Genomic DNA, 13,766 nt, shown 5'->3' with positions numbered 1-13,766 from the left:
CAAAATCACTGATAGGCGATAAATGGTGGTGTTATTTGGTCAGTGTTTTCACGCTTTACAAGCAAAATATATATGCTTTGCTAATTAGTTAAATTGAACAAAAGGTATTCTAATTTTAAATTTATACGGTTTAGATTTTTTACATTTCGTATAGTTTAATAGTAGGGTTTAATCTCAGTAATTTTAACTAGATGCAAAGAAATTTTTATCATCTTATATAATTCATAGTTCAGGGTTTATGTTGAAATATCTAATACTCCATACCATATTGATAATTCTGAGTTGGACAACGCCTAGTTGGGCTTTACCTTTATCTCCAGGCGATCGCGTTAAGATCATCATTCCTGAAGGTGAGGAGTTTAGTGGGATTTTTGAGGTTAATTTAGAGGGAGACTTGGAAATTCCCTATTTATCTCCTTTACCTGTGGTGGGGTTAGAACCCAAGCAAGTTGAGGAAAATCTGACGAGAGCTTTGATTGATGGGGCTTTTTTTAAACCCTCGTTTGTGCAAGTAAATGTGAGGGTGGTGCAGTGGGCTGCGGTGGAAGTGTTTGTGAGTGGGGCGACGTTTTTACCGGGACGGGTATTCATTAACGAACTCTCCCCAGCTGAGAAAACACAACCCCCTGTAGCTGTGGCGGGACAATATCCCCCTAACCGTTACTTGGCAAAGGCTATCCGCGATGCGGGTGGAGTCAAACCCAATGCTGATATTAAGAACATTCAATTAATCCGCGATACAGAAACCCGGATTGTAGACTTATCTGGGATTTTGACAGGTGAACCCTTTGCAGATATCCCTCTGATTGCAGGCGATCGCATTATCGTTCCCGATTCTGGCAAGATGCACAATGAGTTAGTGCGTCCTTCACCAATTACCCCCACTGGGGTGAAAGTCTTTCTGTCGAATTTAAGTGTACCAGCTACAGGCAATGCTCCCTCTGCTGTCGGTAATGATGGCTCATCTTTTGCCTATGGTGCGCGTTTCTCCCATGCGGTGGCTGCGGCTAACTGTGCGGGAGGAACACGAGGAACGAATGCAGCACGTAAAGCCATTCTGGTGAGAACTGAACAATTAACTGGCAACACTACTTACATAGAGCGCAGTGTCAACAGACTTCTCATGGATAAGTCTAATAATGATGCTAATAATCCCTTTTTAATGGCCAATGATGTTGTCGCCTGCTATGACTCGAAAGTAGTGGAAGTTCGGGATGTCCTCCAAACCATTCTTAACCCTATCTCAATTCTGCGAAGCATATTCAGATGACACAACGACGCTTGATTTTTCCCCTAGCAATGATTATCGGTCTTATAAAAGCCCGATGGTTGCGTTATGGAGTTCTGAGTGTGTTGGGTAATGTGCTGATCTGGGGTTCATCAATCCAGTATTTAAAAGTGACGAAACCAACCTACACCAGCGAGTTTGCACTGATTTTAACAGGGGCGAGTTTTGGCGTGAACGTTAACCTCCCAGAAATTGGTCAGGCTTCTTCTTCTAGTGCTTCTGGGTTAAGTAGTTCTACTTTCGATGCTAGAGCTAATTATGAGTATATTTTTACCAGTGAGCCAGTATTAAAGGCAGCAGCTGCGATCGCTAAAATGCCAGATGAGTCATTCAAACCCCGGATCAAATTGTTAGACAACACCACGATGATGTTATTTGAGGTGACAGGCAAAAGTCCAGAAGATGCCCGCCTGAAATCTTTGGCTCTCTATCAAGCAATGGTGAATCGCATCAATGCTTTACGGGCTGAGGAAATTAGCCAGCGTGGTCAACCAACCGAAAAAATCTTGCTTTCCGCCCAAAAGAAACTTGAAGAATCTCAGAAACGGCTTTCGGAATATAAAGTCAGTTCTGGCTTGAGTTTTCCTGATCAAGTGGGTAATCTTTCTTCTAATATTGAGCAGTTGCGGCGACAGCGTGCAGAAGCTACGGCACAAGAACAACTTACCAGCAAACGAATGCAGCAGCTGATTCAAGATTTAGGACTGACTCCCCAACAAGCAGCCGATGCCTTTTTACTCCATGCAGACCAAATCTTTCAAAAAAACCTCAAGGACTACAGTGAAGCTACGACAACCTTAGAAGTTTTAATGACTAAGTATGGTGATAATCATCCCCAAGTTATTAAAGAAACTAAACGTCGTGAGGCTGCTTGGATTGCCCTGTTAGAGCGTAGTCAATTCCTTACAGGTAAACGACTGACTGCCGATATACTCACACGGTTAACTTTAGCTGTTAATGGCTCTGGCCGGGATACATTATTTCAAAGTTTAATAGTTTACCAATCTGATCAAAAGGGACTCATCGGTCAAATTAAAGCTTTGGACTCCGAAATTGCTCGCCTAGAGAGGCGTTTAAATACTTTATCTCAACGACAATCGACCTTAGAAAATTTGAAGCGAGATCAACAGATTGCTGAAGCTGTCTTTGCTTCCACGCTGACGAAATTAGATTTAGGCCAAGGAGATGTTTTTGCAGCTTATCCTCTAGTGCAGTTGGCAATGGAACCTAGTTTACCAGAAGACCCCACAGCCCCTAAAAAGGGCTTGATTTTAGCTGGGGCGGCGGCTGGTTCAGTTTTTTCTACCATTGGTCTTTTAATCCTGTGGATTCGCAAACCTTGGATAGATAAGCTGGCTAAGTGGTTGTCTTGAGAGTGGTGAGTAATGAGTAATGAGTAATGAGTGCTGAGTAATGAGTGCTGAGTGGTGAGTGATGAGGGATGAAAAAATTTTTTAAGTTAGAGGATGATATTCAGCCGGAGAATGTCCCGGAAAAAGTGATATGGTGGGCGATCGCTAACACTTATGTTATTTGGGTTTTTGGTGGACTGTACGTGGTGGGGTCTGTTTTGTGTTGGATACTGCTAGTATTTCTCTTAATTAAAATCCTGGCACAAACAAAAGACACTCCACCAGAGGAGAAAATTTCTATTCCCTGGTCTATCTGGGTATGGATTGCAGGGATGTTGGCGATGGAAGTAGCCTTAGTAGCTGGACATATGGACTACAACCTACCAACTAGTTTAATTATTAAGTCTTCCATTGGTTGGGCTAAAGGTTGGGCTGCATTGGCTCTTTATCCCTTGGCTGGTTGTTTAAAAATTCGCCCACAACTGATTTATCGGGCTGTTTGTGTTGTTGGTTTTCATACCCTCATGATTACCCCTTTTTTATTGTTAACTCCCATGCTGCACTTGCCCCAAATCTTATATGTCTCACCATTAAAAGCAGTAGGGGGGCCGGGTAATGAATTTTTTGATGTCCCTCTCTATGAAATTGATGGTAGTACAGGTGATTTGCGTTGGCGGCTATTTACTCCTTGGGGGCCAGCTTTAGGTTTTGTCGGCAATGTGAATTTTATGCTGGCGTTGCAAGAAAAAAATCAAAGATGGCGGTGGTTTGGCTTAATCGGATCTATCCTGATGTGCTTCGTTTGTAAGTCTCGCATGGCTCAAGTTTGTATTGTAGCGATTCCCTTACTGACAACGGTGTTATCTGGACTGACTCGCCCCATGATCCTGATTGGACTAGGAATCATTAGTTACTTGGGGGGGATTTTCTCACCATCGATTATTCTGGCTTTTAATAATTTTTGGGACGGTTTTAAGGCTGCACGAGCAGGTTCAACACGGGTACGGATGGCTTTAAAACGAATTGCTGTTTATCGTTGGCATACTGAAGCCCCAATTTGGGGACATGGGGTAGTTGAAGCTGGTCCGCACCTAGTGGAATATATGCCTATAGGTTCTCACCATACTTGGGCAGGTGTATTGTTTGTTAAAGGAATTGTCGGGTTTATCGCTTTAGCTGTACCAATGGCTTTAAGTTTCGTTGATTTGTTAATTAAGTCCTTAGATCCCAACCGTCCCGCCGCTAAAGTTGGCTTGAGTATTTTAATGATTCTATTTCTTTATACTTTTGGCGAAAATTTAGAGATTTTAGTCTACCTATACTGGCAAGGATTAATAGTCATGGGTATTGGTTCTAAGAATAATTCGTAATTCGTAATTCGTAATTCGTAATTCGTAATTCGTAATTCGTAATTCGTAATTCCGCTACGCGGAAGCAAGCTGTTTAATTCGTAATTACAGTATATGTAGTGGCGTGTCTAGCCTTAAATGTTGCAAAAAAATTGTAGGTTGGGTTGACGTAAGGAAACCCAACACCAATATTTATGTTTACTTTCCGAGTTCATGTTGGGTTTCACTGCCTTCAACCCAACCTACATCTATTGCCATATTTTAGTCCACTACGTATCTACTCATAAAGATCGAATCTGTTGTATTTAATTTTGAATTTGGAGTCTACCCCTTTGGGGAAGCGACGTGACACGACTGGAATAGAATAACCCCACCTTCTTATAGAAAGTGGGGTTCAATTTTTACGGTTATTTAAAAAGATTTAAAAAGGAGCGATCGCTAAACAAATTGTCGCTAAAATTGCAGCGATAATGTAAAACACGCCAACTACTTGCAATTCTGACCAACCAGATAATTCTAAATGATGATGTAGAGGGGCCATTTTAAACAGACGTTTGCCTTTGCCATCGGGGCCTTTGGTGGCTTTGTAATAACTTACCTGTGCCATTACAGATAGAGTTTCTACAAAGAAGATGCCACTGAGAATAAATAACGCTACCAGGGTGTTAGTTAACAACGCTACTGCGGCTAAACCACCACCCAAAGCTAGAGAACCAGTATCTCCCATAAATACACGGGCGGGGTTGCGGTTGTGTGCCAAGAAGCCTAAACAACCACCGCTTAAAGCTGTACAGAAAACCATTAATTCGGGGGAATTAGGAGCAACTATAGCACCTAATGCTAACAAGGCGATCGCTACTGTCCCACCGGCTAAACCATCAATACCGTCAGTTAAATTAGTGGCATTACTTTCTGCTACCAATACAAACCCAGCTAAAGGCCAGAATAAGAATCCTAAAGGTAGGGCAAAACTCACCCACGGTAATGCAATACTTGTAATGTTAGCTGGTTGATTAAACATCAGCCACAGACAAAAAGCGAACGCAAACCCAATTTGCAGCAACAACTTCATCCGGGGAGAGATGCCTTTATTAGACTTGCGGCGGAGAATTTGCCAATCGTCAATCCAGCCTATTAAACCATAGCTGAGAGTTAATGCGGAGACAGCAAGCACTTGGGGAGCAAAATTAGACCAAACACAAGCAACTATCACCGCTACAGGGATGAAAAATATCCCCCCCATCGTTGGTGTACCCGCTTTCTTTAAGTGGGCTTGGGGACCGTCTTCGCGGATAATTTGCCCGGCTTTCAGTCTTTGTAGCATAGGAACTACAAAATAACCTACCACTGCTGACATGATGGCAGACGTTAACAAAGGCAGAGTTAAAGACATACCCTGCCAAGGGGTTCTGTTTGCCAACCAATCTAAAGTTACGGCTGCTATACCTAGTCCAGTGGCTAAACCAGAAGCTAGACCGATGCCAGAAAAATTCAATCCTTGGTTTGGAGATAATTTAGCGTCCACAAAACCTTCCCTTCACTCCACACTTAATAAAACTGCTTAACTGAACAAGTTTTCGGAAATTTCAGTCCATCTCAAGATTAATCTTCATCTAGACTGATATCGTCGTCATCATCATCGAGGTAGTCAATGCCGTCATCTCCACCCAGAAATTCTGAGATTTCTTCTTCTTCATCTTGAAAATTAGGTTCTTGAACATCGCGCGCTATGATTCTACCGTTGGCTTGTAGCCAATCCAATAAAGAAGACTCTTGCTTGAGGGGGATGACAGCCGCACGCTGATTCCGAGGTTCTTCACGTAGGGGAGAATTTAACATATAGACTAATAGGCAAAAAAGCTTATGTAACTAGACATTAAGAAGTCTATCACTTGAGACGCGATAATTTAGTTATTTCTTCAACTCTCGGCTGAATAAATCCGCAAGTTAAGGAAAATATTTTATTTAATAGTGATAAAGCAATTGACGATTGATTCTGAGTAATTTTTCCGGCTTCATACATAGGACATTAATATCAATTTAATGTGGCTTTAATCCTGATAGTTTTTTGAGGACATGGGTGATGATCAAAAAAGCGGCTCTCTTAAATGCGATCGCTCCGACCAATCGAGGGTTACTTGCAAGTGAATCACAAAAGCAGGCTATCTTAGCAGCGATCGCCACTTTAGAAGACCTCAACCCTACACCGCGTCCATTAGAGTCTGCCAACCTCTTAGAAGGCAATTGGCGGTTACTTTACACTACTAGTAAGGCTCTCTTGAACATAGATCGCCTACCAATCTATAAACTTGGGCAAATTTATCAGTGTATTCGGGTAGAAACTGCCAGTGTTTACAACATCGCCGAGATTTATGGCTTACCTTATCTCGAAGGATTAGTCAGTGTCGCTGCGAAATTTGAGCCAGTTTCAGAGCGGCGTGTGCAAGTAAAATTTCAGCGTTCTATCGTTGGGTTACAACGTTTAATAGGATACACTTCTCCAGAGAATTTTATCCAACAAATTGTTGCAGGTAAAAAATTTACGGCTTTGGATGTACCTATCAAGAGTGAGACACAACAAGGCTGGTTAGATATCACCTACATCGACGAAAATCTCCGCATTGGCAGGGGTAACGAGGGTAGTGTGTTTGTTTTGAGCAAAACATAAGATTTTCCTTAAAAATGTGTTTGCGAACGAAGTTATGCCATTGTTGCCACTTTGTCAAGGGGGTTTTGATACCATACTAGATTTGTCCTTGGGGACATATAAGCAACTAAAGGTAGAGATTGGTAGTTGGGCAGGGGGCAGGGGGGCAGGGGGGCAGGGGGGCAGGGGAGCAGGGGGCAGGGGACAGGGAGACAAGGGAGACAAGGGAGACAAGGGAGACAAGGGAGACAAGGGGAACAAGGTAGATTTTTGTTCTAATGCCCAATGCCCAATGCCCAATGCCCAATGCCCAATGCCCAATGCCCTATTCCCTATTCCCCATTCCCCATTCCCCATTCCCCATTCCCCATTCCCCATGCCCAAATCAGATAAATAACTTAACAAACCCTCTAGTAACGACCTTCAAGTTGTAGAGTGAAATCAATTAGCCCTACATAAATGGCGATTGATAACTAAAAAGGGAAAATAATCATGGTACAACGTGGTTCTAAAGTACGTATTCTTCGCCCTGAATCCTACTGGTTTCAAGATGTTGGAACTGTAGCTTCAGTAGATCAAAGCGGCATCAAATACCCTGTAATTGTGCGCTTTGATAAGGTAAATTACTCCGGCATCAACACCAACAACTTTGCTGTTGATGAACTGCTAGAAGTTGAAGCACCCAAGGCTAAAGCTAAAAAATAAGTAGCCCAGCCTTGAGGGATTGACTGAACAATTGCCTTAATTCTCTATTCCCTAATCTGGGAGGAGGGAATTAAGGCTTTCCACTGCACACAGTTCAATAACTTAGCTACCCCTGGCAGCAAGTCAGACTGTGAGCTTATACCGCCCTTGTTATTTGCTGTGGTTGGTAGCCCCAATTACAGCAAAATAAGTCGCGGTACTTCACTGGGATCATGAAGTCAAGGGTAAAATATAGATACTTGAGGAATAAAAATTATAATTTTCTCAATCTTGACCCCAGACTACCTTACTAAATCAGCAGACACCTGGGGGTATTTGCGGATTATTTTTCTGAGTTTGGGCAAAGATAACATCTATATAATTAATCTGTTTTCTGATCCCCATAAATAAATCAAATTGCTTGCTGAATAAGCTTAAATGCCTGAATTGCCTGAAGTTGAAACAGTGCGTCGGGGTTTGAATCAATTAACCCTAGATCGCAAAATCACGGGTGGGGATGTGTTGCTCAATCGTACCATCGCTCACCCTTTTTCTGTAGATGAGTTTGTAAATGCGATCGCAGGTAAAGCCATAACTAATTGGCAACGTCGCGGTAAGTATCTCCTGGCTGAATTGTGTCAATCTTTCCCAGAGGATAAAGGGGGACAAGGAAGAATGTTTGAAGAACTTTCTACTGTGTCTACTTCCTCTCCCTTTGGTGATTGGCTGGGGGTTCATTTGCGGATGACTGGTCAATTACTATGGTTAAAGCAAGATGAACCACTACACAAGCACACAAGAGTAAGAATCTTTTTTGAGAATCAACAGGAATTACGGTTTGTTGATCAGCGTACTTTCGGACAAATGTGGTGGGTTCAGCCTGGGGTAGCGGTAGAAAGTGTCATCACTGGTTTAGGTAAACTGGCGGCTGATCCCTTTTCACCAGAGTTTACCGTTGAGTATTTAGCCGATAAGCTAGATAATCGCCGTCGTCCAATTAAAACCGCACTCTTAGATCAATCAGTCGTGGCTGGATTGGGTAATATTTACGCTGATGAAGCATTATTTAAAAGTGGGATATTGCCTCAAACTCTCTGTGCAGATTTAAAGTTACAGCAAATTGAACCGTTGCGAACCGCAATTATTGAAGTGTTGGAAACCAGTATTGCGGCTGGCGGCACAACTTTTAGCAATTTCTTGAATGTTAAGGGGATCAATGGTAACTATGGCGGTGTCGCCTGGGTTTACAACCGTGGGGGAGAACCCTGTAGAGTTTGTGGGGAAGTTATTCAGCGAATTAAGTTAGCTGGAAGATCCAGCCATTTTTGTCCTCAGTGCCAGATGTAATTCGTAATACCGCTACGCGGAAGCAAGCTACGTAATACTCGCAAAGCGAGAAGCAAGCTACGTAATTCGTAATTGATTAAGGATGTAGGTACGGTGAGATTCGTGTTGGGTTTCGCTGCGCTTAACCCAACCTACATTCAATGAATTTTAAGTAGTCTTTAGGTTTTACTCAAATGTTTCGAGTTGGTCTAATTTTAACCAAATATTGGGTGTTGGTACTTGTCCAAACATCACCAGGGCATAATCACCTTTAATTTCAACAACTTCACCTTTAGTTTCAAACAAATACGCCGGAAAACGAGTATCACTAGCTTTAGCCTCTACACTATTTTCCAACTTCTCACGAATAGCCCGCGCCATATTTCCTTTTTTAATGGCCATAAGTTCCCCTCTCAAATTTGGACATTCTTAATTTATTACAAAAGATTATAGGGGATTAGGGGATTGGGGATAGGAGGTGTTAGCCTAGCCGCAGGCTATTACCAATTACGAATTACGACTTGTTAACCTGGGTGGTATACAGGTTGCATTTGTACTTGAGTTTATGTTGTATTCTTTTGATTCGCCAATTGTGTGTCGTCTACCGCGCGTCTCTATTATCGGTGCTGGTAGGGTTGGTAGTACGTTAGCCCAACGGATTGCTGAGAAAAATCTCGCAGATGTGGTTTTATTAGATATTGTTGAAGGAATGCCCCAAGGTTTGGCACTGGATTTATTGGAAGCTAGGGGTTTGGAATTACATAATCGTGAGATTCTTGGCACAAATGATTATGCTGATACGGCTGGTTCGCAAATTGTGGTGATTACGGCTGGATTTCCCCGCAAACCTGGGATGAGTCGGGATGAGTTACTTAAAACTAATGCCAAGATTGTTGTTAAAGCGGCCAAGAATGCGATCGCCTATTCTCCCAATGCTATTTTTATCGTAGTCACCAATCCTTTGGATGTGATGACTTATCTAGCTTGGGAAGCCACGGGTTTACCTCGCCAGAGAATTATGGGGATGGCTGGGGTATTAGACTCAGCACGGTTTGAAACTTTTATCGCTTTGGAATTGGGGGTATTACCTGCTGATGTTAAGGCGATGGTTTTAGGTAGTCATGGTGATTTGATGCTGCCTTTATCTCGTCATGCCACAGTTAATGGTGTCCCCATTACGGAATTATTAGATGCAGATACAATTGAACGCTTGGTAGAGAGAACCCGCAATGGTGGCGCGGAAATTGTAGAATTAATGCAGACTGGTGGGGCATTTTTCGCGCCAGCTTCCGCTACTAGTGTGATGGTGGAATCAATTTTATTGAATCAGTCACGGTTGTTACCTGTAGCTGCATATCTGCAAGGTGAATATGGTTTAAAAGATGTGGTGATTGGTGTTCCTTGTCGTTTAGGTTGTGGTGGAATTGAGAGTATTTTAGAATTGAATTTGAGTGATAGTGAAAGAGAAGCTTTACATATTTCGGCTCAATCTGTCAGGAAAAATATTGAGCGATCGCAAGAAATTTTAGCTGCTACAAGTTCGATATAATTCAATAGGGTTCAGTTAAGATTTTGATCCCCCCTTAAAAAGCTACCGTGTACACACATCTTTGTGCTGAGTGCAAAATGTGGCTTGATCCCCCCTAACCCCCCTTGAAAAAAGGGGGGAACAAGAAACAAAATCAAAGTCCCCCTTTTTAAGGGGGATTTAGGGGGATCGAATGACTTATGTGTACACCGTAGCTTAAAAAACGGGGAAACAAGAAACAAAATCAAAGTCCCCCTTTTTAAGGGGGATTTAGGGGGATCGTCGCCCTTTCAAGATATTTAAGCCCCTCTCCGCGTCGGAGAGGGGTTGGGGAGAGGCCATCAAACTCAGGTTAATTACAACAAACTTTTTCAATAGTTATTCGTCATCATCCTCATCGTGGCGGCCTCTGCGGGAAGGGCGGACATCACCATATTCTTCCTCGTCTTCATCATCATAGCGGTCTTCATGGGTGCGGCGGCGACCATATTCTTCCTCGTCCTCATCATCATAGCGGTCTTCGCTATTTCGTCTCCCCCTGCGTCCCCGGTATTCCCGATAATCTCTTTCTTCCTCACGTTCTTCACGTCTTGAACCACCGATTAAATCCTGAGCTTTCCGTAAAAAATCGCCCACCATAATCTATTCCTCGCTGAATTATAGCAAGTAGGTTTTTCCAAAATTTCTCTTTACCCTTTGTTATGATGAACCGATTTTTTTAGTGTTCCGTCTTGCTTTTGAAATACATTGCGATCGCTCCCCAGGAATAGACTTTAATTTAGGTTATATGTGCAGAGAAATAATCAGCGATCGCGGGAAATATAAACTATTGGTTAATAGAAAAATAACAGGTGAAATTTCCCATACTAGTCAAAATTGCTATATTTCTTTCCGCACTTTTACGGGACTTTTTAAGTAGTTAACAAAATTATACTAGTTTTATGTGATGGAACTATTTTTATGGTATCAAAAAATACGGGATTAAAAGGCGGAGAAACTCAAGCTAAAACTCTGACTCTGCTGGCGTTGTGGGATTTGGGAGGCGCAAAAACAGAAGTTAAAAAAAGTGATCTCACCAAGCGAGTTACACGGACAAATGAAAAAGCGAAAGACTATCAGCCAGTTTTTGAGGAATTACAAGCTAATGGAGCGATCGCAATCACCACTACAAACAGAGTAGCAAAGATTTCTCTGACTGATACAGGTGTGCAAATCCTTGGCGATGGTTTAAAAAACAGCAATTTTGAGTTTGATGGCAATCAAATTGGAGCGCGAGTTGCAAATGCGTTGGTGAAATGGATTCGTCAGATAGATAGTGTAGGGATTTCTCAGGCTACTTCAGATAAGGAATCGAAGCAGGGTAATAAGGTTGCAATCATCGCATCTTACGACGAGTTTAAATCAACGGTGCTGGAAGTCTACGACAAGTTGAATTATGAATACAACTTCAATCATCTAGTTCCAATTTATCGGATTAGGAGAACAATAGGCGATCGGGTGAGTCGTTCAGAGTTTAATGATTGGCTACTAGAAATGCAAGCTGATGATATTTTGCAGTTGCAAGGCGGAAGTGTAGAAGATAGCGCACCTGACAAAATAGAAGATTCTATCTCTACTGTATTAGATGGACTACGTTGTTACGCCAAACTTCTCAAAGCCTAGATTTTCTAAACTCCTCACTAAATAAACCTCAACATATTATGATTGCTACCACGTCTACCATTGATGAACTAATTAGAAATCACAACCCATTTGCAGGACATATTGTTGTCAGACCTCAGCAAATATGGGGTAAAAGTTATCCTGATGTTCCATCTATTAATACCCATGCGTCTCAAGCAGTGTTTGATGCAGTTGAAAAAATTCGTAATGGTAAGCGTGAAACTGTAGGCATTACAATAACTGCTGAGAAAGGTTTAGGTAAAAGTCATATTATTAGCCGTATACGTCATTACTTGCAATCACAAGATAATACATTATTCATTTACATGAGCAAGTATGACAACTTGAATCAAATTAAATATCAATTTCAGCAAACTGTTGCTTCTAGTCTGAGAGCATCTGGCAGTCAAGAGGTGATGCAGTGGCAAGAAATAGCTACAGCTTTAATTAATGAGGCTAAAAGTTGGAACAATACACCACAACAATACATTAGTAGTATTTATCCAAATTGGTTAAGCAAATATTCAACTAAAACAATCGACATTTTAACAGAGTCAGTCTTAAAAATTAAGCCTGAAATTAATAACCCTTACATTATTAGAGCTATTTTGTGGACACTCTCGACAACACACGCTCATTATGCAACCTATTGGCTATCTGGCTTAGAAATAACTCAAACACAAGCTGATGTAATGGGTTTACCAAATCCTAACAATGAAGACAGAGAAGCTGAAGCATTAAGTAATATACGACAGATATTAGACATAACGAGTCATTATAGAGTTCCGGTGATTTGCTTTGATGAATTAGATAGTACAGATATTTCTGATACAGGTTTTACAGTAGGTCAAATTATTGCCAATTTAACAAAAGATTTATATAACAGCCTCAAGCAAGGTGTTTTATTGCTAACAATGTATCCTGAGATATGGAACGACCAAATCAGGGCATTACCACACGCTGAAGCAGTAATGGATAGATTAGCTAGTGAACAATCTGACAGACAACCCATTGAATTAAAATATCTAAATGCTGATGATATTGTTGTTCTCGTTCAGCAATGGTTAAAGGAATTTTATCAGGAAAATAATCAAAATCCTCCTCATCCTCTCTACCCATTTGACGAAGCTAAACTCAGAGAATTAGGTAAAGGTAAGCCAACTATTAGATCAGTTCTAAAATGGTGTGCAGAAAATTTTGTAGCTATTGAAAAGCCTCCAGAAGTAGAGGGAAATAATACTAGTGTTACAACAATACATCCGGTTAAACCATACTTCGATAGTGAATTAGTAAATGTTGAGGCTTCCATTGATTCATTAATGGAAGAAGAAGCAACAATTGCTGATACTCTTTGGTTGGCATTTAATAGTTTAATAGGTGAAACTATAGAGGGTGTAAAAATTGAATCAATTGAAGAAATACAGCCTAGTGCAGCAAATAATGGCTTTATGGATTTCAAAATTATTGGTAATAATAAAAAAGTGAGGATCGGAGTAGATGTAGTTCAGCAAGACCGAACGGTTATAGGTGCTGCCTTGGGAAGACTAATTGATTACAAAACATTTAACCTAACTAGAGGTTGCTTGGTGCGTTCAAAGATAATTAGTCAAAATGCAAGATTAGCTAGACAGCATTTGAAAACCCTGTTGGAAAAAAAGGGTGGAGAGTGGGTAGGCTTGCAAACCCAAGACATTAAACCTCTTTTAGCTATCTATTTTGTTTGGTATAACAGTGAAAGCTACGAACTCACAGACGAACAGATATTTGATTTTTTTGATGCAACACAACTAGCAATCAATAATCCTCTGATACGAGAAATTCTAAGCGATCCTTCTGGTCAAGAACCTACTAACTTAACTGACGATGAGTTGCCTATGAGAATACCTCAAAGCGTTGCTGTGAATGAAAATATCGAACTAACCCTATAGAT

Annotated in this window: 14 protein-coding genes; 10 read left to right on the top strand and 4 right to left on the bottom strand. The window is 41.3% G+C overall.

Features of this window, described 5'->3' with window-relative positions; translation table 11 throughout:
* Positions 1-238 precede the first annotated feature (238 nt).
* The 3 genes from ACPZ3T_RS28050 to ACPZ3T_RS28040 all read left to right on the top strand — a co-directional run bounded on the left by ACPZ3T_RS28050 (position 239) and on the right by ACPZ3T_RS28040 (position 4,010).
* Positions 239-1,270 (top strand): polysaccharide biosynthesis/export family protein, encoded by a 1,032-nt coding sequence (locus ACPZ3T_RS28050; protein ID WP_490272701.1) that lies wholly within the window; start codon positions 239-241, stop codon positions 1,268-1,270.
* Complete coding sequence (locus ACPZ3T_RS28045; RefSeq protein WP_490272700.1) at positions 1,267-2,661, top strand: GumC family protein; 1,395 nt, start codon at positions 1,267-1,269, stop codon at positions 2,659-2,661. The genes ACPZ3T_RS28050 and ACPZ3T_RS28045 overlap by 4 nt, the downstream gene beginning before the upstream one ends.
* Positions 2,662-2,729: 68 nt before the next feature.
* Complete coding sequence (locus tag ACPZ3T_RS28040; protein WP_490272699.1) at positions 2,730-4,010, top strand: O-antigen ligase domain-containing protein; 1,281 nt, start codon at positions 2,730-2,732, stop codon at positions 4,008-4,010.
* Between the two features lie 400 nt (positions 4,011-4,410).
* Here ACPZ3T_RS28040 and mraY read toward each other — a convergent pair whose 3' ends face one another.
* Positions 4,411-5,514: a phospho-N-acetylmuramoyl-pentapeptide-transferase gene (gene mraY, locus ACPZ3T_RS28035; protein ID WP_490272698.1), complete on the bottom strand. Its 1,104-nt coding sequence runs from the start codon at positions 5,512-5,514 to the stop codon at positions 4,411-4,413.
* 77 nt (positions 5,515-5,591) lie between these two features.
* Positions 5,592-5,828: a DUF3134 domain-containing protein gene (locus ACPZ3T_RS28030; protein ID WP_490272697.1), complete on the bottom strand. Its 237-nt coding sequence runs from the start codon at positions 5,826-5,828 to the stop codon at positions 5,592-5,594.
* A gap of 244 nt (positions 5,829-6,072) precedes the next feature.
* Here ACPZ3T_RS28030 and ACPZ3T_RS28025 point away from each other — a divergent pair, with 244 nt between their 5' ends.
* From ACPZ3T_RS28025 to ACPZ3T_RS28010, 4 genes are all read left to right on the top strand, one after another.
* Positions 6,073-6,657 (top strand): PAP/fibrillin family protein, encoded by a 585-nt coding sequence (locus tag ACPZ3T_RS28025; RefSeq protein WP_490277396.1) that lies wholly within the window; start codon positions 6,073-6,075, stop codon positions 6,655-6,657.
* A gap of 34 nt (positions 6,658-6,691) precedes the next feature.
* Positions 6,692-7,033 carry a hypothetical protein gene (locus tag ACPZ3T_RS28020; protein ID WP_490272696.1) on the top strand — a complete coding sequence of 114 codons (342 nt, stop codon included), beginning with the start codon at positions 6,692-6,694 and terminating at the stop codon, positions 7,031-7,033.
* Between the two features lie 95 nt (positions 7,034-7,128).
* On the top strand, positions 7,129-7,341 hold the full coding sequence (locus ACPZ3T_RS28015) for a photosystem I reaction center subunit IV (protein WP_490272695.1): 213 nt from the start codon (positions 7,129-7,131) through the stop codon (positions 7,339-7,341).
* Between the two features lie 417 nt (positions 7,342-7,758).
* Positions 7,759-8,667 carry a DNA-formamidopyrimidine glycosylase gene (locus tag ACPZ3T_RS28010; protein WP_490272694.1) on the top strand — a complete coding sequence of 303 codons (909 nt, stop codon included), beginning with the start codon at positions 7,759-7,761 and terminating at the stop codon, positions 8,665-8,667.
* Positions 8,668-8,832: 165 nt separating this feature from the next.
* On the opposite strand, the gene ACPZ3T_RS28005 is transcribed toward ACPZ3T_RS28010, so the two are convergent.
* Positions 8,833-9,048, bottom strand: a complete 216-nt coding sequence (locus ACPZ3T_RS28005) for an NAD(P)H-quinone oxidoreductase subunit O (protein WP_490272693.1) — start codon at positions 9,046-9,048, stop codon at positions 8,833-8,835.
* A gap of 163 nt (positions 9,049-9,211) precedes the next feature.
* On the opposite strand from ACPZ3T_RS28005, the gene mdh reads away from it, so the two are divergent.
* Entirely contained in the window at positions 9,212-10,195 is a 984-nt protein-coding gene (mdh, locus tag ACPZ3T_RS28000; RefSeq protein ID WP_490272692.1) for a malate dehydrogenase, read from the top strand.
* Positions 10,196-10,552: 357 nt separating this feature from the next.
* Here the strand turns inward: mdh and ACPZ3T_RS27995 are convergent, their stop codons facing one another.
* Complete coding sequence (locus tag ACPZ3T_RS27995; RefSeq protein ID WP_490272691.1) at positions 10,553-10,813, bottom strand: hypothetical protein; 261 nt, start codon at positions 10,811-10,813, stop codon at positions 10,553-10,555.
* A 321-nt stretch (positions 10,814-11,134) separates the two neighbouring features.
* Here ACPZ3T_RS27995 and ACPZ3T_RS27990 point away from each other — a divergent pair, with 321 nt between their 5' ends.
* Together ACPZ3T_RS27990 and ACPZ3T_RS27985 are read left to right on the top strand one after the other, a co-directional pair.
* The gene (locus ACPZ3T_RS27990; protein ID WP_490272690.1) at positions 11,135-11,836 is read left to right on the top strand and encodes a hypothetical protein; all 702 of its coding nucleotides are present in this window, start codon (positions 11,135-11,137) and stop codon (positions 11,834-11,836) included.
* A 38-nt stretch (positions 11,837-11,874) separates the two neighbouring features.
* Positions 11,875-13,764 carry a hypothetical protein gene (locus ACPZ3T_RS27985; protein ID WP_490277395.1) on the top strand — a complete coding sequence of 630 codons (1,890 nt, stop codon included), beginning with the start codon at positions 11,875-11,877 and terminating at the stop codon, positions 13,762-13,764.
* The last annotated feature ends 2 nt before the right edge of the window (positions 13,765-13,766 follow it).

It is taken from the genome of Aliinostoc maniaoense, assembly GCF_058172895.1.
This window is presented reverse-complemented; position numbering and strand designations above follow the sequence as displayed.